At 72.3% G+C, this 16,384-nt stretch carries 18 protein-coding genes; 12 read left to right on the top strand and 6 right to left on the bottom strand.

The window, feature by feature from the left end; translation table 11 throughout:
• Window positions 1-6 precede the first annotated feature (6 nt).
• Complete coding sequence (locus tag HOQ23_RS10925; RefSeq protein WP_367650455.1) at window positions 7-1,020, bottom strand: sulfite exporter TauE/SafE family protein; 1,014 nt, start codon at window positions 1,018-1,020, stop codon at window positions 7-9.
• Window positions 1,017-2,819, bottom strand: a complete 1,803-nt coding sequence (cysC, locus tag HOQ23_RS10930; protein WP_367650456.1) for an adenylyl-sulfate kinase — start codon at window positions 2,817-2,819, stop codon at window positions 1,017-1,019. Before cysC ends, HOQ23_RS10925 begins: the two co-directional genes overlap by 4 nt.
• Window positions 2,820-2,860: 41 nt before the next feature.
• On the opposite strand from cysC, the gene HOQ23_RS10935 reads away from it, so the two are divergent.
• From HOQ23_RS10935 to HOQ23_RS10955, 5 genes are all read left to right on the top strand, one after another.
• Complete coding sequence (locus tag HOQ23_RS10935; protein ID WP_172214634.1) at window positions 2,861-3,817, top strand: asparaginase; 957 nt, start codon at window positions 2,861-2,863, stop codon at window positions 3,815-3,817.
• A 108-nt stretch (window positions 3,818-3,925) separates the two neighbouring features.
• Window positions 3,926-4,312 carry a helix-turn-helix domain-containing protein gene (locus tag HOQ23_RS10940; protein WP_172214635.1) on the top strand — a complete coding sequence of 129 codons (387 nt, stop codon included), beginning with the start codon at window positions 3,926-3,928 and terminating at the stop codon, window positions 4,310-4,312.
• Window positions 4,313-4,364: 52 nt separating this feature from the next.
• Window positions 4,365-5,039, top strand: a complete 675-nt coding sequence (locus HOQ23_RS10945) for a hypothetical protein (protein ID WP_172214636.1) — start codon at window positions 4,365-4,367, stop codon at window positions 5,037-5,039.
• Window positions 5,040-5,156: 117 nt separating this feature from the next.
• On the top strand, window positions 5,157-5,438 hold the full coding sequence (locus tag HOQ23_RS10950; RefSeq protein ID WP_172214637.1) for a DUF2516 family protein: 282 nt from the start codon (window positions 5,157-5,159) through the stop codon (window positions 5,436-5,438).
• Window positions 5,439-5,534: 96 nt separating this feature from the next.
• Entirely contained in the window at window positions 5,535-5,894 is a 360-nt protein-coding gene (locus tag HOQ23_RS10955; protein ID WP_253945414.1) for a phosphomannose isomerase type II C-terminal cupin domain, read from the top strand.
• A 91-nt stretch (window positions 5,895-5,985) separates the two neighbouring features.
• Here HOQ23_RS10955 and HOQ23_RS10960 read toward each other — a convergent pair whose 3' ends face one another.
• From HOQ23_RS10960 to galE, 3 genes are all read right to left on the bottom strand, one after another.
• The gene (locus HOQ23_RS10960; RefSeq protein WP_253945429.1) at window positions 5,986-7,422 is read right to left on the bottom strand and encodes a sugar transferase; all 1,437 of its coding nucleotides are present in this window, start codon (window positions 7,420-7,422) and stop codon (window positions 5,986-5,988) included.
• A gap of 207 nt (window positions 7,423-7,629) precedes the next feature.
• Window positions 7,630-7,803, bottom strand: coding sequence for a hypothetical protein (locus HOQ23_RS10965; RefSeq protein WP_172214639.1), 174 nt, complete (start codon window positions 7,801-7,803; stop codon window positions 7,630-7,632).
• Window positions 7,804-7,886: 83 nt separating this feature from the next.
• Window positions 7,887-8,864, bottom strand: a complete 978-nt coding sequence (gene galE, locus HOQ23_RS10970; RefSeq protein WP_172214640.1) for a UDP-glucose 4-epimerase GalE — start codon at window positions 8,862-8,864, stop codon at window positions 7,887-7,889.
• Window positions 8,865-8,960: 96 nt separating this feature from the next.
• Here galE and HOQ23_RS10975 point away from each other — a divergent pair, with 96 nt between their 5' ends.
• The 7 genes from HOQ23_RS10975 to HOQ23_RS11005 all read left to right on the top strand — a co-directional run bounded on the left by HOQ23_RS10975 (window position 8,961) and on the right by HOQ23_RS11005 (window position 14,721).
• A complete protein-coding gene (locus HOQ23_RS10975; protein WP_172214641.1) occupies window positions 8,961-9,881 on the top strand; it encodes a glucosyl-3-phosphoglycerate synthase in 921 nt (306 codons plus the stop codon).
• Complete coding sequence (gene folP, locus HOQ23_RS10980; protein WP_367650457.1) at window positions 9,878-10,741, top strand: dihydropteroate synthase; 864 nt, start codon at window positions 9,878-9,880, stop codon at window positions 10,739-10,741. The genes HOQ23_RS10975 and folP overlap by 4 nt, the downstream gene beginning before the upstream one ends.
• Window positions 10,738-11,238, top strand: coding sequence for a hypothetical protein (locus tag HOQ23_RS10985; RefSeq protein WP_172214642.1), 501 nt, complete (start codon window positions 10,738-10,740; stop codon window positions 11,236-11,238). The genes folP and HOQ23_RS10985 overlap by 4 nt, the downstream gene beginning before the upstream one ends.
• Window positions 11,226-11,918 carry a dihydrofolate reductase family protein gene (locus tag HOQ23_RS10990; RefSeq protein WP_172214643.1) on the top strand — a complete coding sequence of 231 codons (693 nt, stop codon included), beginning with the start codon at window positions 11,226-11,228 and terminating at the stop codon, window positions 11,916-11,918. The genes HOQ23_RS10985 and HOQ23_RS10990 overlap by 13 nt, the downstream gene beginning before the upstream one ends.
• Before the next feature lie 159 nt (window positions 11,919-12,077).
• Window positions 12,078-12,479 carry an Ig-like domain repeat protein gene (locus tag HOQ23_RS10995; RefSeq protein ID WP_172214644.1) on the top strand — a complete coding sequence of 134 codons (402 nt, stop codon included), beginning with the start codon at window positions 12,078-12,080 and terminating at the stop codon, window positions 12,477-12,479.
• A 139-nt stretch (window positions 12,480-12,618) separates the two neighbouring features.
• The gene (locus tag HOQ23_RS11000) at window positions 12,619-14,322 is read left to right on the top strand and encodes a DUF4012 domain-containing protein (RefSeq protein WP_172214645.1); all 1,704 of its coding nucleotides are present in this window, start codon (window positions 12,619-12,621) and stop codon (window positions 14,320-14,322) included.
• A 90-nt stretch (window positions 14,323-14,412) separates the two neighbouring features.
• The gene (locus HOQ23_RS11005; RefSeq protein WP_172214646.1) at window positions 14,413-14,721 is read left to right on the top strand and encodes a hypothetical protein; all 309 of its coding nucleotides are present in this window, start codon (window positions 14,413-14,415) and stop codon (window positions 14,719-14,721) included.
• Window positions 14,722-14,748: 27 nt separating this feature from the next.
• Here the strand turns inward: HOQ23_RS11005 and HOQ23_RS11010 are convergent, their stop codons facing one another.
• Window positions 14,749-16,281: a hypothetical protein gene (locus HOQ23_RS11010; RefSeq protein ID WP_172214648.1), complete on the bottom strand. Its 1,533-nt coding sequence runs from the start codon at window positions 16,279-16,281 to the stop codon at window positions 14,749-14,751.
• Between the last annotated feature and the right edge of the window lie 103 nt (window positions 16,282-16,384).

Consider the following 16,384-nt stretch of genomic DNA (forward strand, 5'->3'; position numbering starts at 1 on the left):
GCCACGCTATCGGCGGTCCGCCGAGGTGCGAGGTGTCGGCTCGAACGATGGATCCTCGAGCTCGGCGACGGTGGGTGTTCCGAACATTGGCAGCCCCTGCCCCTTGCGCAGGAAGCCCCAGATCAGCGGGACCAGCAGGACCATCACCATGCCCACGCCGGCGATCAGCATCGGGTGGGTCTCCTCGACGCCCAGGGGCGCCCAGCCGGCCTTGTCGAGCAGCGCAACGCCGGACATCGTCAGCACGACGACGATGGCGCGGCGGATGAAGGACTGCGGCACCCGCGGGGCGATCTTGGAGCCGAGGATCGTGCCCGGCACCGACCCGGCGATCAGCGGCAGCAGCAGGGCGAGGTCGAGGCCGTGCAGCGCGATGTTGGAGATCGCGGCGGCCAGCACGAGCGGGATCGCCTGCACCAGGTCGGTGCCGACGAGCCGGACGGCGGAGAGCCCGGGATAGAGCATCAGCAGCGCGATCATGATCACCGAGCCCGAGCCGACGCTGGTGATGCCGACGAGTAGGCCGCCGAGGGCGCCGACCAGGAGGGTCGGGATCGGGCGGATCGCCGGGTCGGGGTCACCGCTCGGGCCGCCGGCGCGGACCCGCCGCAGGTTGATGTAGAGACGCAGCGCGTAGGTGGCGGCGGCCAGCAGCAGCGCGAAGCCGATCCAGAGCTTCAGGACGTCGTCGAGGTCGCCGGGGTCGGTGAACCAGGCCAGGATGTGGGGCCCGGCCAGCGCGGTCGGCACCGAGCCGAGGACCAGCCACTTCGCCATCTTGAGGTTCGGCGAGCCCTCCCGGGCGTGCACCACGGCCCCGCCGGTCTTGTAGACCGCGGCGGCGGTGAGGTCGGCGGTGACAACAGTCGCGGTGTCGCCGACGCCGAGGAAGATCAGCGCCGGCGTCATCAGCGCGCCGCCGCCCATGCCGGTGAGCCCGACCACGATGCCGACGACGAAGCCGGCGATGAGGATCGACAGCGCGCTGAGGGTGACCAGCTCGAGGAGGAGGTCGCTCACGCGCGGGTCTCCGTCCCGGTGAGGGCGGGGAGGATGTGGCGCAGGTGGGCCTCGATCGCCGCGGCGGCGGTCTCGGCCGCGTCCGGTCCGCGGCGGTAGGGGTCGGCGACGTCGAGATCGGGGGAGGCGGTGCCGCGTCGCTCGGCGACGACCGCGAGGAGGTCGCGCCCGGTGAGCTCGGATCCGGCGGCGCGGACGGCCTCGTCGAACTGCCCGAGGGTGAAGACCTTGCGGAACAGGCCCGGGTGGTCGTCGAGGATGAACGCGCGGTGCGCGGCCTCCGCGGTGAGGACCAGGTCGGCCTCGTCGAGCAGCTCACGGGTGAGCGGACGGCTGCGGAAGGACTCGTGGCCCTCCACGCCGCGCGGGGCGAGGGTGGTGGCCATGACGTCGTCCATCGCGTGCGCGGCGAAGCCGTGGGTGCCGGCGCTGGCGAAGGTGACCGCGGCGTCGGGGCCGGCCAGGTGGCGGGCGAGGCGCTCCATGAAGGCGGAGCGGCAGATGTTGGCGGTGCAGACGAACAGGACCTTGAGCGGCTCGTCCGCTGCGGGGGTCTCGCCGGGCTCGACCGACAGGGTGGGCTCGACCGGCGGGGTGATGAGGTCGAGGTGGCCGCTGGCACGGAGGGCGGTGAGGACGTCGTCGAGGGCGGCGTCGATGGTGCGGCCGGTGGTGTCGACGACGACGTCGGCGTCGTCGGGGACCTCGTAGGGCGAGGAGATGCCGGTGAACTCGGGGATCTCGCCGCGGCGGGCCTTGGCGTAGAGGCCCTTGCGGTCGCGGCGCTCGCACTCCTCCAGCGGGGTCGCGACGTGGACGAGGAAGAAGGCGCCGCCGGCCTCGTCGACCATCGCGCGGACCTGCTGGCGGGTCTCGTCGAACGGTGCGATCGGGCTGCACACCGCGACGCCGCCGTGGCGCGAGATCTCCGCGGCGACCCAGCCGATGCGGCGGATGTTGGTCTCCCGGTCGGCCTTGGAGAAGGTGAGGCCGGCGGAGAGGTTGCGTCGCACCACGTCGCCGTCCAGCGAGGTGACGGTGCGGGTGCCCTGCTCGAGGAGGCGGTCCATCAGGGCACGGGCCAGGGTGGACTTGCCGCTGCCGGACAGGCCGGTGAAGAAGAGGACCAGGCCCTGGCGCTCGGTCGGCGGCTGGTCGAAGTCGACGACCTCGGCCACGGACGCCGGCAGCTCGCCGTTGTCGTCGCTCAGCCCGAGCACCCGGTCGGCGCCGGCGTAGTTGGCCACGACCTGCAGGCCCAGCTCGTGGTCGAGGGTCGCGTCGCCGCGCGAGGCGAGCGGCACCGCCACGACCGCGGCGTCGTCGAGCAGGTCGGCCGCGCGCAGCGTGGCGCGCAGCAGCGCGACCGGGGACAGCAGCGGGGTGCCGTGCCCGACCAGGGCCAGCAGCACCACCGGGCCGGCGGCGCGCAGCGTCTCGAGCTGGGCGCGGGTGAGCGCGTCGGTGACCGGCACGAACGTGCGCCCGGCGTACGACGCCCGCACGGTCGCGGGGTCGAGGTAGAGGCGGCGGAACGGGCCGAACTGCGCGTGGGTCAGCGCCTCGACCTGCCCGCCCGGCACGGTGACCCGCGCGAGGGGGAGGCCCTCGGGGTCGACGAGCTCGACGCCGCCCGCGGCGGTGGCGGCCTCATCGACCTCCGGGGAGAGCGTGAGGGTGACCGGGCTGCCCGGCTCGTTGAAGGCCACCGTCGGGCGCAGCGCCCCGGTGATCAGCAGCTCGAGGTCGTCGAGCTCCCGGGCGGTGGGGCAGAACTGCGGCAGGGGTGGGGTCGACACGGCGGCAATCCTGTCACGGGGCCGCTGGCATGCTGGCAGCCATGCCACTGCCTGTCGTCGTCGCCGAGGTCGTCCGTTCCGGGTTCGTCGAGGGCCGCCACCACGGCTCCGTGGTCGCGCTGGACGCTGGGGGCGGGGTCGACTGGGCGGTCGGGGACGTGACGTCCCCGGTCCTGCCGCGCTCGTGCAACAAGCCGCTGCAGGCGGTGGCGATGGTCCGCGTCGGCCTCGACCTGCCGCCGCAGCTGCTGGCGCTGGGCTGCGCGTCGCACTCGGGGGAGGACATCCACGTCGAGGGGGTGCGCCGGATCCTGGCCGGCGCCGGCCTCGACGCGAGCGCGCTGCGCAACCCGGCCGACCTGCCGCTGGACCCGGTCGAGCGGGACCGGGTGCTGCGTGCCGGCGGCTCGGCGGACCCGGTGCACATGAACTGCTCGGGCAAGCACGCCGCGATGCTGGCCACCTGCGTGGCCAACGGCTGGGACACCGACACCTACCTCGACCCCGCGCACCCCCTGCAGGTGGCGATCCGCGCCACTTTTGAGGAGCTCACCGGCGAGGAGGCGCGGGTCGCGGTGGACGGCTGCGGCGCCCCGCTGCTGTCCACGTCCCTCACGGGCCTTGCGCGCGCGTTCGCCCGGCTGGCGACCGCCACCGACGGGCCCGAGCACCGAGTGGCCGAGGCGATCCGCCGGCACCCGGCGTACGTCTCCGGCACCCGGCGCGACGAGCGGCTGCTGTTGGGCGCGCTGCCCGGAGCGATCGCGAAGTTCGGCGCCGAGGCCTGCGAGGTGGTCGCGCTGGCGGACGGGCGCGCCTTCGCGCTCAAGATCGAGGACGGCGGCGACCGGGCCCGGCCGGTGCTGATGGCTGCCGCGCTGGTGCGCAGCGGGGTGGACACGGAGCCCGGTGTCGACGGCGCGGCCCTGCGCGCCACCGGGGAGGCGCCGCTGCGCGGCGGGGGAGCGGTGGTGGGCGAGGTGCGCGCGGTCCTGTAGCGGGCCACCTCCTCTGCTTGCAGAGGCAAGCGCCGTAACCCGCAAGAAATCTGGGCGTTCCGGGCACAAGTGCTTGCATTTGCTAGCAACAGCAAGCACAGTGGGCGCATGGCGAAGGGCAAGGTCGGCAAGACCGTCGAGACACTCGGCGACTACCTGCGAGAGCAGCGCACCTCCGCGCAGCTCTCGCTGCGGCAGCTCGCCGAGCTCGCCGGGGTCTCCAACCCCTACCTGAGCCAGATCGAGCGCGGCCTGCGCAAGCCCTCGGCCGAGGTGCTGCAGCAGATCGCGAAGGCACTGCGCATCTCCGCCGAGCAGCTCTACCTGCGGGCGGGGATCCTCAGCCCCGAGGACGGGGTCGGCGGCTCGGTCGAGCTGGCGGTCCTCAACGACACGGGGCTGACGGAGCGGCAGAAGCAGTCCCTGCTCGACGTCTACGCGTCGTTCCTCGCGCTCAACGCCGCCGAGCAGCGCCCGGCGGGCGACGACCGCTAGCACCCGACGGCCCGACATGGGGTCGGGCCGCACCCACCCGAAGGAGGCCGTCATGGCCAGGACCACGTCTGAGACCAAGCTCGACCTCAAGAACCTCGACCTGCGTGCGGGCGCGACCCGCACCCTCTATGCCGGCGCCGGCGTCGCGGACCTCGCCGTCTCGGCGGTTCGCGGGTACGTCGCCCAGGTGCAGCAGAGCGTTACCGCCATCGATCTCGAGCCCCAGGCGCTGCGCGAGCAGGCGACCACCGCGGTCAGCTCGCGCTTCGAGGCGCTCAGCAAGGACGCCCGTGAGCGGCGCAGCGCCGTCGAGGCCCGGGTCGCCGACCTCCAGGCCGAGGCGCTCGCCCTGCCCGCTCGCCTCCAGGGCGTCGTGGACGACAACGTCGCGACCGTCGTCGGCGCCTACGGCGACCTCGCCCAGCGCGGCGAGGCCCTGCTCACCCGGATCCGGCGCCAGCAGTCCACCCAGGAGGCGGTGAGCGCCGCCAAGACCACCACGGCCAAGGCGAAGACCACCCGCACCCAGGGCGCCGCGGCGACCAAGTCGACGGCCAAGAAGGCCACCTCGACCGCGAAGAAGGCAGCCGGCACGACGAAGAAGGCCGCCGCCAAGAAGTCCTCCGCGCCCAAGAGCAGCGCGAAGGCCACCGCCACCGCCGCCAAGAAGACGGTCTCCGCGGCCGGCACCGCCGCCGCCGAGGGCGCCGCCAAGGTCGGCGACTGACGTCGGCAGCCAGACCTGCCCGAAAGATTGGCCATGAGGCCCCGCGGACCTGGTCCGCGGGGCCTCATGCCGTCGTGGGCTTCTTTGCCGCTCCCGGCTCTGTAGGCTGGAGGAGTGATGGAGATCCTGCAGATCGAGGGCCTGGTCGGCCTGCTGGTGCGCTTCGCCCTGCTGGTGGTGGCGATCTTCGCCTTCGTGACCAGCCTGATGCACCCGGCGGAGGAGTACGTCGCCGCCGGAAAGTGGACCAAGCAGGGCTGGACGATCGTGCTCGGCCTGGGTGTCCTGTTCTCGTTCATCGGCATCCTGCCGTTCTTCATCAGCCTCGCGTTCGTGATCGCGGCGTTCGTTTTCCTCGCCGACGTGCGCCCGGCGCTGCGTGGTCTGCGGCGCCGCTGAACTCTGCCTGAACTGGTCCAGAAGGACCGCCCGAACCCTTAGGCTGGTGGCTTACGGGGACGGGGCTGTCCCACGCCTACACACTTCAGGGTGGACATGACGATGACGGGTGAGTCCGAGCAGCGACCGTGGGGCGCGTGGTACGTCCTCGACGAGGGCGACGGCTTCAAGGTGAAGCGGATCGACGTCCAGCCGCACCAGCGGTTGTCCTACCAGACCCACGAGCATCGCGCCGAGCACTGGTTCATCGTCACCGGCAAGGCCACCTGCGTCATCGACGGCAAGACGATCATCGCCGGCCCCGGCGAGACCGTGGACGTCGAGATCGGGCAGCCCCACCGGATCACCAACGAGGAGGACGAGCTCCTCCAGATCGTGGAGATCCAGATGGGGCGCTACACCGGCGAGGACGACATCGTCCGGCTCGAGGACGACTACGGGCGTTCGCCGGAATAGTCCGCGCGAGCCCTTATGACGAAGCCCCGTCCGGTGTTCCGGACGGGGCTTCGTCATATGCTGGGCCTACGCGCAGGCCTCATGGCCGGCGTCAGTAGGCGCCACGGCTGCTGAAGACGGCGCTCACGGTGCGGGCCAGGATCGAGAGGTCCTGCAGCATCGACCAGTTGTCGACGTAGTAGAGGTCGAGGCGGATCGCCTCGCTCCAGGACAGGTCGGAGCGCCCACTGACCTGCCATAGGCCGGTCAGTCCGGGACGGACATGCAGGCGTCGGGCGGCGTCGGGGGCGTAGCCGGCGACCTCGATCGGGAGGGGCGGGCGCGGCCCGACCAGGCTCATGTCGCCGCGCAGGACGTTGACGAGTTGCGGGAGCTCATCGACCGAGAGGCGCCGCATCCATTTGCCCGGCTTGGTGATCCGCGGGTCGTCCTTCATCTTGAATAGGCCGCCGTCGTAGCCCTGCTCCTCGTGGAGTTGCTTCAGGATCTCCTCGGCGTTGGTGACCATGGTGCGGAACTTCAGGCAGCTGAACTCGTGGCCGTCTCGCCCGATGCGGGTCTGCCGGAAGAGGACCGGGCCCTTGTCGGCGAGCTTGACCTGGAGCGCGGCGAGCGCGAAGAGCGGACTGAGCGCCAGCAGCAGCAGCGCCGACCCGACCACGTCGAACGAACGCTTGCCCCAGCGCGAGGCGTCGCTCCAGGCCGGGGGGTCGATATGCATCAGCGGGAGACCGCCGACCGGGCGCACGTTGACTCGCTCGCTGGAGATGTCGGTGACGTTCGGCGCCACGACGACCTGGACGTCGTGGTGCTCGAGGTCCCAGACCACCTGACGCATCTGGTTGGCCGAGCTGAGGGCACCGCCGGCGAAGAAGATGACGTCAGCTCCGGAGGCGACCACCACCGAGGTCGCGTCGTCGGAGTTGCCGAGCACCGGGACGCCGAGCTGGGTCTCCTCTGACAGGTCGTGCGCCGGGGTGAGGCACCCGACGACCTGGTAGCCGAGCCACGGCTCACGGCGCAGCACACCGGCCACCTCGTCGATGTGGGACGGCGACCCGGCGATCAGCACTCGGTGGCGCAGCACGCCGCGGCGGCGGGCGGTGTGCAGGGTCCGGCGCAGCGCGAAGCGCCCGCACAGGAGTGCTGGCGCGCCGAGGAGGAAGGCGAGCAGGAAGAAGCCGCGGCTCAACTCGAAGCTGGCGAGGTAGCAGCCGACGCCGAGCAGGCCTGCCGTCGCGAGCGTCGCGTTGAACACTCGCTTGAACTCGTCGGGCCCGGCGCCGAAGAGCGACTTCTCATAGGCCCCGGAGAGGGCGATGGTCAGCAGCCAGCCGACGACCATCAGGGGGCCGACGACGCCCAGGCTTCCGGACACGTCCGTGGGATTGTCGAAAAGGCCGAACCGCTCCCGACCGAAGGTCGCCAGCCCGGTCACGGCCGTCACCACTGCGAGGTCGATGACCAGCGCAGTGGCCGGCAGATACCGAAGCGCCCGGCTGGGCGACGCGGTCACCACCCGCTGCATTTGTTGGTCGGACAGAACCGTCACCTAGTGCTCCCGCTGGCGTTCCTGAAACGCCGTATCCCCGTTTTCGCCCCGTCAGGCCGTCCGCCGACCATTGTGGCCGTTCTCGTGCGTCATCGCACAAAATCTCGTGACCTGTGTCAATCGTTCACGTCACAGCAACATCGACTTCTTCGCGGCGGAGCGGCATCGCTTGGTGCGAATCTCTCAGGTCGCGTGGAAGCGGCTGCGGCACTGGCACGCCCAGCCGTGGTCGGTCGGCGCTCCGCACGGCACCCGCGACGGGCGGGTGCCGGGCAGCAGGCCGCGCAGTCGCTCGCCCGCCGGCAGCGGGTGCTGTACGTCGTGTCCGCAGCGCGTGCAGCGGCTGTGTCCCCCCATGGACCCTCCTCCGAGTCGGGCACAGCATGCGCCCGTCGGAGGCCCGCCCGCCGGTTTTGTGCCGGATCGGGGCGCGGCCTACCTCACTTGGGGTAGGCGTCCCCTGCGGCCTGGCGGGCAGCCCAGGCGCTGGCCACCATCGCGCGCAGGTCGTGGCGCATCACCCAGTCGAGGTCGCGGGCCGCGAGCTCGCCGGTGGCGACGATCCGCGCCGGGTCGCCCGGACGGCGCGGCTGCACCCCGGGGGTGAAGTCGATGCCGGTGACCTCGCGGATCGCGTCCATGATCTCGCGCACCGACGCGCCGTGGCCGCTGCCCAGGTTGTAGACCCGCTCCACCAGCTCGCCGGCGGCGAGGCGGCGGGCGGCCGCGACGTGGGAGATCGCCAGGTCCTGCACGTGGACGTAGTCGCGCACGCAGGTGCCGTCGGGCGTGGGGTAGTCCTCGCCGAAGATCTTCGGGGTCTTGCCGTGGAAGAGCGCCTCGAAGACCAGCGGGAACAGGTTGTGCGGGCTGGTGTCGTAGAGGTCGGGGGAGCCCGAGCCGACCACGTTGAAGTAGCGCAGCGAGGTGTGGCGCAGCCCGTAGGCGCGCTCGGCGTCGCGCAGGATCCACTCGCCGATCAGCTTGCTCTCGCCGTACGGCGACTCCGGGGCGGTCGGGGTCTGCTCGGTGACCAGGTCGACGTCGGGGGTGCCGAACGTCGCGGCGGAGGAGGAGAACACCATCTGCTCGACGCCGGCGGCCTCCATCGCCTGGAGCAGGTGCACCGTGCCGGTGACGTTCTGCTCGTAGGTGTGCAGCGGACGGCTCACCGAGACCCCGGCGTACTTGAAGCCGGCCAGGTGCACGACGCCCTCGACGTCGTGCTCGCGCAGGAACGCGGCGACCGCGTCGGTGTCGAGCAGCGAGGCGCGCAGGAACGGCACGTCGTCGGGGACGAACGACGCCACCCCCGAGGACAGGTCGTCGACCACCACCGGGGCGATACCGGCCTCGCGGAAGGCGCGCACGACGTGCGAGCCGATGTAGCCCGCACCTCCGGTGACCAGCCAGCTCATCTCTTCGTCCTCTCGATCGCGGACCGGTCACGATAGCGGCCGGGCCCGCGACCGCCCCGTCCGCCACGTCGTCCGGCTCGTCGCTACCCTCGCCGGGTGAGCTGGTCCGCGCGCAACACCCACCGCTGGGACGAGTGGGCGCTCGACGCACTCCTCGCCGCGAAGGGCGACCAGCGGGTCAGCCTTGTGGTGCCGGCGCGCAACGAGGAGAAGACCGTCGGCGACGTGGTCGGGCGGGTGCGCACCGCGCTGGTGGACACCGTCGCGCTGGTCGACGAGATCGTGGTCATCGACTCCGACTCCACCGATCAGACCTTCGCGGTCGCCACCGACGCCGGCGCCGCGGTGCACCGGGCCGCGGAGATCCGCCCCGACCTCGGCACCCGCCCCGGCAAGGGCGAGGCGATGTGGAAGTCGCTGTTCGTCACCACCGGCGACGTGGTCGTCTTCATGGACGCCGACCTGGTCGAGTGGGACACCCACTTCGTGCCCGGCCTGCTCGGCCCGCTGCTCACCCGTCCCGAGGTGCAGCTGGTCAAGGGGTTCTACGCCCGCCCCGGGCTCGACGAGGCGACCGGCGCGTCCACGCCGTACGCCGGCGGCCGGGTGACCGAGCTGGTCGCGCGCCCGCTGATCGCGCTGCTCTTCCCGCCGCTGGCCGGGCTGGTGCAGCCGCTGGCGGGGGAGTGGGCGGTGCGCCGCGCGCACTTCGCCTCGCTCTCGGTGCCCAGCGGCTACGCCGTCGAGCTCGCCGCGCTGATCGACACCTGGCGCACGCACGGTCTGAACGCGATCGCCCAGGTCGACCTCGGGAGTCGCTCGCACTCCCACCAGGGGCTGCACGACCTCGGCGCGATGGCCACCCAGATCCTCACCGCCGGCTGGGCCCGCTCCTCGCACAGCCACCACGCCGACGCGATCCCGCTCACCCAGTTCCTGCCCGGGGCGGTGCCCACGGTCCGCGAGGTGCCCGTGACCGAGCGCCCGCCCGCCGCCCCGCTGCTGGAGGCCCCGTGACCCTGCGCCTGCGACGCCACGCGTTCGCCGACGACACGACGCTGATGATGGCGATCGTCAACCGCACCCCCGACTCCTTCTACGACCGCGGCGCCACCTGGGCCGAGGACAAGGCCTTCGAGCGGGTCGCCAGCGTCGTCGCGCAGGGCGCCGAGATCGTCGACATCGGCGGCATCAAGGCCGCGCCCGGCGCCGAGATCGACGCCACGGAGGAGAAGGCGCGCGTCGTCGACTTCGTGGCCCGGGTCCGCGAGGCCTACCCCGCGCTGGTCATCTCGGTGGACACCTGGCGCGCCGAGGTCGGCGACGCGGTCTGCGCCGCGGGCGCCGACGTGCTCAACGACGCCTGGGGCGGCGCCGACCCCGAGCTGGTGGACGTCGCCGCCCAGCACGACGCCGCGATCGTGTGCACCCACACCGGCGGCGCCCGCCCGCGCACCCGCCCGTTCCGTGTCGAGTACGACGACGTGGTCCGCGCGGCCATCGACGACACGCTCGCCTACGCCGAGCGCGCGCTGGCCGCTGGCGTGGCGCGCGAGTCGGTCGTGATCGACCCGGCCCACGACTTCGGCAAGAACACCCGCCACTCCCTCGAGCTCACCCGCCGCCTGGGCGAGATGGTGGCGACCGGCTGGCCGGTGCTGGTCTCGCTGTCCAACAAGGACTTCGTGGGCGAGACCCTCGACCTCCCGGTCGGCGAGCGCCTGGTCGGCACCCTCGCCGCCACCTCGGTCTGCGCGCTGGCCGGGGCCCGGATCTACCGCGTCCACGAGGTCGTCGAGACCCGCCAGACGGTCGACATGGTCTGGACCATCGCCGGGCGCCGGCCGCCGGCCCGGGCGATCCGGGGGCTGGCATGAGCACCCGCATCGTGCTGGTGCCCGGCACCCTCGCGCTGCTGCCCGAGCACGCCTCGCTGAACGACCCGGTCGCGGAACTGCGCGCCGCCTGCCTGGCCGCCGTCGCCTGGCTGGGGGCACCCGACCAGGTGCTGGCCGACCCGCAGGGACGCCGGGTCGCCGACGCCCTGGTCGCCGAGGCCGGGGTCACCGGCCGCGCGCCGGGCGTGGAGCGGGCGGTGCTGGTGGTCGGCAACGGGAGCGCCACCCGCAGCGAGAAGGCCCCCGGCCACCTCGACGAGCGCGCGGAGGCCTTCGACGAGGCGCTCGGCGCCGCGCTGCGCCGCTGCGACCTGCGCGGACTGGACCTCTCCCTGGCAGATGAGCTGTGGGCCCGCCTCGGCGGGATCCCGGCGCTCGGGGACCTGCTCGGCCCGGACGCCGAGGTGAGCGTGGACCACGACGCCGCGCCGTACGGCGTGCAGTGGTGGGTGATGAGGTGGACGTGCGGGTCCTGATCGGCGACCCGGACGCGACGCTGGAGGAGCTCTACGCCCCGCCGCGGCTGCCGTGGCTGCGGGCCAACATGGTGAGCACCCTCGACGGCGCCGCCACGGGCGCCGACGGGCGCAGCGGCAGCATCAACAACGCCGCCGACAAGCAGGTCTTCGACCTGCTGCGGCGCACCTGCGACGCGGTGCTGGTCGGCGCGGGCACCGCCCGGGCCGAGGGCTACGGCCCCGCCGCGCGCCCGATCGTGGTGGTCAGCCGGCAAGGCGGCGTGCCGCCCACGCTCCGCGCCGCCCAGCGCGGCCGGGTGCTGCTGGCCACCTGCGCGGCTGCGCCCGACCTCGACGAGGCGGTCGGCATGCTCGGTGTGGAGCAGGTGCTCGTCTGCGGGGACACTGAGGTGGACCTCGCCGGGCTGGTCGGGGCACTGCACGCCCGCGGGCTGCGGCACCTGCTCTGCGAGGGCGGTCCGCGGCTGCTGGCCGACCTGTTGGCCGCCGGGCTGGTCGATGAGCTCGCCGCGACCTACGTGCCGGCGCTGGTGGGGGGAGTGGGCCCGCGGATCACCGCGGGCGCGCCGCTCGACGTGAGGGCGTCACCGCACCTCCTGCTCGAGGAGAGCGGCACCATGCTCGGCCGGTGGTGGCTGAACCGACCCGATGTCCGAGGTCCCGGCGCGCGAGGTTAATCGCCGGTTACCTCGACCCGAGCCGCCATTAAATGCTCGTGTGATCCCCGTCAAATCGTGGGATGGATGTGCATCACATCCAAAAGGTGTGCTTAGGTCTGTGGTACGGACCTATACGGCACACGCCCTCCAGTGCCAAGAAAACCGGGGAGAAGACTTATGAAGAAGCTCATCGCAGGCCTGTTTGCGGCCATCCTGACCACCGCCGGCCTGGTTGCGGTTTCCTCCGCTCCGGCCCAGGCCGCCTGCAAGCAGGGTTACACCTGCGTCAACACCCGGGTGAACATCGCGGGTGCCAACGTCGTCAAGCGCGGCAAGCCCGTCAAGGTGAAGTTCCGCGTCGGCACCAACGGCAACATCGCGCCCAAGGGAACCGTCACTGTCGTCCTGAAGAAGGCGCCCAACGGTCGCACCATCACCAGGACCGTCTCGGCTCGCAAGGCCGCGACCGCCATCAACTTCGGCAAGCTCGGCAAGGGCAAGTGGAACCTCACCATTCGCTACAACGGCGACGACGGCTTCAAGAACGCCAACAACAAGAAGACGATCCGCGTCCGCTGATCTCCAGCTCTTGAACGGTGCCCCGCGGCGTGGCCGCGGGGCACCGTTGCATTTCGGGACAGAAGTCGCTCGTGGCACAGGAATGCATAGGGTGATCGCCATGCGTTCTCGCCGGGCTTGGCTGTGGCCCCTTCTCACAGTGGTCCTGCTCGTCGGTGCCTGGGGGGCCTGGGCGGCGTGGCAGACCTGGAAGGTGTACGGCGACCTCAACGTCGCGGTGGAGAAGGTCGACGCCATCGAGGGAGCGGTCGAGACCGGGGACTCCGCGGCTATGCAGGCCGCGCTCGAGGACCTGCGCGCCGCGGGCGACACGGCTCGGGACCGCACCGACGGCCTGGGGTGGACGGCGCTGACCTGGCTTCCGGTCGTCGGCGACGACGCGAGCGGCGTGCGGGCGGTCGCCGAGGTGGTGAGCGACCTTGGTGCCGACGGGGTGGAGCCGATGGTGAGCGCCTCCGACGGCCTCGACCGGTTGGCGCCGAAGGACGCGCGCGTCGACGTCGACGCGCTCATCGAGCTGCGCGACCCGGTCGCGCAGGCCTCCACGGCCCTGTCCGCCGCCTCGGCGCGGCTGGGCGAGGAGGACCCGTCCGGCTACGTCGGCCGGCTCAAGACCAAGTACCGCGAGCTCGCCGCGGTCGTCCGCGACGCGGACCACGCGCTCTCCTCGGTCGACACCGCGCTGGCGGTGCTGCCGACGATGCTGGGCGCCGACGGCCCCCGCAACCACCTGTTGATCTTCCAGAACAACGCGGAGATCCGCGCCACCGGCGGGCTCCCGGGAGCGGTCACGCTCGCGACCGCCCGGAACGGGAAGATCGAGCTGGTCCGCCAGGAGGCGGCGAACTCGTTCACCCGCCTGCCTCAGCCGGTGCTGCCGCTGACCGACGCGGAGAAGCGGCTCTACGGCCCGTTCCTCGGCACCTTCATGCTCAACGCGACCTTCACCCCCGACTTCCCCCGCGTCGCGGAGCTGATCAGGGCCCGCTGGGAGCGGGAGCAGCCCGAGACGATCGACAGCGTCGTGTCGCTGGACCCGGTCGCGCTGTCTTACGTGCTGAAGGCGACCGGCCCGGTCACGGTGCGCGACGTCGAGCTCACGGCCGACAACGTCGTTGACGAGCTGCTGCACGAGGTCTACCTGCGCTACGAGGATCCCGCCGAGCAGGACGAGTTCTTCCGCGAGGTTGCTCGCACGACGTTCGACCTGATCTCCACGGGCGGCGGCGACGTCCGGGCACTGATGAGTGCCCTCGCCCAGGGCGCGGACGAGGGACGCATCTACGTGCACTCCTTTGACGACGGCGAGCAGCAGGCACTGGTGGGCAGTGACGTCGCCGGCGAGTTCGTCACCGACGTGGCGGCGGACCCGCAGGTCACGGTCACGCTCAACGACCTCACGATGAGCAAGATGTCCTACTTCCTCGACTACGACGTGAGCGTCACGGCGACCCACTGCGGCGGCGGTCGCCAGGCCTACACCGGCCACATGCGCGTGAAGTCGAGCGCCCCGGACGACGCGGCGTCGCTGCCGAGCTACATCACCGGCGGCGAGGCCTCCCCGGCCGATCCCGGCACCCAGTTCGTGGCGATCCGGCTCTACTCGCCGGCCGGTGGCGAGGTCGCCGGCGTCAAGCTCGACGCCATGTCGATCAACGACCGACCGATCGATCAGGACGGCCGCAAGATCGCCGAGATCCAGCTCGCCCTCGAGCCCGGCCAGGAGAGCAACATCCGCTGGACCATGAAGTCGGGCGCCGACCAGACCGGCGACACCGAGGTCCAGGTGACCCCGGGCGTGCAGCCGGGTGCGAAGTCGTCGGTGGCGCGCAGCGCCTGCTGAGCCGCCCCCTTCGAAGTTTCAGTCGTTCCTGGCCGGTCATAGTGCCTCCACCGAACCCACGCCGGGTCGGCAGCCTCGGGAGGTACTGCGATGACCGACGACCACCTGATCATCTCGGTCGAGACCGTCGAGGCGTCGGACTCGTGGGGCTTCGTCGGAGTCGTGCGAGTGGGCGGGATCGAGGCCTACCGGACCATCCGCCGCTACTCCTCACCGAGCGCCGCGCACACCGCCGCGGTGCAGCTGCTGGTCAACACGGTCGGGATCCTGCTCGCCGGTCAGGAGTGGCGGGGCGCTGCCGAGGAGTTCGGACACCCGCCTCATCGCGTCGAGCTCGGATTCGGGCTCGGTCTGGACCGACAGCCGCAGGAGGGCCACGCCACCGGGCCCGGCGCGTAGCCCGCGCGCGCCGTCCTGCGACGCCCCTCAGCGGGCCACGTGGTCGCTGTCGTCCACGACGCGGGTGCCGTTGCGCAGCCACCAGGCGGCGTTGTCGCGGACGACCTGGGGGAGGGTGTCGTCGGCGACGATGGTGCGCAGGCGGGGGTCGCCGACCATGCCGAGGCCCTGGAGGGCGGCGTTGGCGGCGTTGATGTCGCCGCGCAGCGCCTCCTCGACCTGCCGCTCGGGCGGCTTCTCCCCGGCGGTGCCGAGCAGCAGCAGGCCGATGTGGCGAAAGACCGGGTCCGGGTGGTCGACCCAGGTGCGGGCGGTGCGGGGCACCGCGCCGAGGCGGGAGAACGACAGCCGGGAGCGGGCGCGCAGGACGACGTAGGGATCCGTGTGCTCGGTGGCGATCTGGGCGATCTGCTCGTGCAGCGGCACCGTGATCGCGGGCAGGCCCGAGAGCAGCGCGAACGCGGTGCTGGCGCGCACGTCGTACGGGCCGAAGGCGCTGTCGAACAGCAGCCGGGCCAGCATCGGCTGGTAGGGGACCTCGACCTCGCGGCACACCGCCCGGGCCCGCTCGACGCACTCCAGCCAGATCGCGCTGTCCTGGTCGTCGGCCGCGCGCAGCGTCTCCACCCCGACCGAGGACAGCCGGTGCGGCGGGGCCCACCCGGCGAGCCGGCGGCGGCGCTGGTCCGGCGGGATCAGCCGCAGCACGTGGGAGACGCACTCCCAGTGCTGGGAGCCCGGCTCTGTGGTCTCGTACGCCGCGGCGACGAGGTCCACCAGCGGGACCCAGAACTCCGGGTCCGGGCTGGCCTGCCCCATCTTCTCCAGCGCGACCGCCGCGCTGACATTGATCTGCATCCGCGGGTCGCCGAGCTGGGTGGCCAGCCACCGGGCCGCGTCCGAGCTCGGCTGCTCGGCCAGCACGCTCAGCGGGCCGCCCACCATCTGCGCGTGGGGGTCGGCCACGATGTCCTTGACCGCCTCCAGCACCACCGCGCCGTACCCGCTGCGGCGCAGCAGCGCCAGCGCCTCGTGCCGGATCGGGTAGGCCCGCCCCTGGGAGCGGCCCAGCTCGCCGGCCAGGCGGCGGACCAGCGGCTCGGCGATGCGGTGGGGGAGCCCGAGCGCGAACGGCTGCGACATCGCGCGCGCCCAGGTCAGCCACTCGCTGCCGTCCGGGTCCCCGTCGAGCACCAGATCGGTGAGCGCGGAGAGCCCGGCGACCGTGTCGACCACCTGCCCCGGCTCCCGGTCCACCGGGCCGTTGCCGAAGTGGCGGCACAGCACGTCCACGGGCGCCCGCAGCGCCCCGGGCGGCAGACCCAGGACCCGCTCGTAGGCGTCGATCACCACCCCGCGCCGGGTCCGGCCGGTCTCGATGCGGTGCAGCGCGGTCACGTTGGTCTCGACGACCGCCGCCATGTCCTCGAGGCGGACGAAGCGCCCCTCGCCGGCGACCAGCCGGGCCATCCGCAGCAGCCAGCCGATGCGCGCGCCCGTGTCGATGGTGGGACCGAGGAGCGGCGTGGTGTCCTCGAGCACGGTGAGTGGCGCGGCCATGCGAAGTGGTCGTCCCCCTGGATTGTTGCGACGTCGTTGTCGCGGTCCGACGACGGTATCCCCCGGGCGCCGATCGGGGTCGATTTTACCGGTCTTTAAGTCG

The organism is Nocardioides sp. zg-DK7169 (assembly GCF_013155365.1).
Classification (GTDB): Bacteria; Actinomycetota; Actinomycetes; order Propionibacteriales; family Nocardioidaceae; genus Nocardioides.

Bases quoted from the DNA above. Each gene is read 5' to 3' on its own strand.
- HOQ23_RS10985 (WP_172214642.1), top strand. From the start codon at position 10,738: ATGAGCACCCGCATCGTGCTGGTGCCCGGCACCCTCGCGCTGCTGCCC.
- HOQ23_RS10950 (WP_172214637.1), top strand. From the start codon at position 5,157: ATGGAGATCCTGCAGATCGAGGGCCTGGTCGGCCTGCTGGTGCGCTTC.
- HOQ23_RS10955 (WP_253945414.1), top strand. From the start codon at position 5,535: ATGACGATGACGGGTGAGTCCGAGCAGCGACCGTGGGGCGCGTGGTAC.
- HOQ23_RS11010 (WP_172214648.1), bottom strand. From the start codon at position 16,281: ATGGCCGCGCCACTCACCGTGCTCGAGGACACCACGCCGCTCCTCGGT.
- HOQ23_RS10940 (WP_172214635.1), top strand. From the start codon at position 3,926: ATGGCGAAGGGCAAGGTCGGCAAGACCGTCGAGACACTCGGCGACTAC.
- HOQ23_RS10945 (WP_172214636.1), top strand. From the start codon at position 4,365: ATGGCCAGGACCACGTCTGAGACCAAGCTCGACCTCAAGAACCTCGAC.
- HOQ23_RS10960 (WP_253945429.1), bottom strand. From the start codon at position 7,422: ATGCAGCGGGTGGTGACCGCGTCGCCCAGCCGGGCGCTTCGGTATCTG.
- HOQ23_RS10965 (WP_172214639.1), bottom strand. From the start codon at position 7,803: ATGGGGGGACACAGCCGCTGCACGCGCTGCGGACACGACGTACAGCAC.
- HOQ23_RS10995 (WP_172214644.1), top strand. From the start codon at position 12,078: ATGAAGAAGCTCATCGCAGGCCTGTTTGCGGCCATCCTGACCACCGCC.
- galE (WP_172214640.1), bottom strand. From the start codon at position 8,864: ATGAGCTGGCTGGTCACCGGAGGTGCGGGCTACATCGGCTCGCACGTC.
- HOQ23_RS11005 (WP_172214646.1), top strand. From the start codon at position 14,413: ATGACCGACGACCACCTGATCATCTCGGTCGAGACCGTCGAGGCGTCG.
- HOQ23_RS10935 (WP_172214634.1), top strand. From the start codon at position 2,861: ATGCCACTGCCTGTCGTCGTCGCCGAGGTCGTCCGTTCCGGGTTCGTC.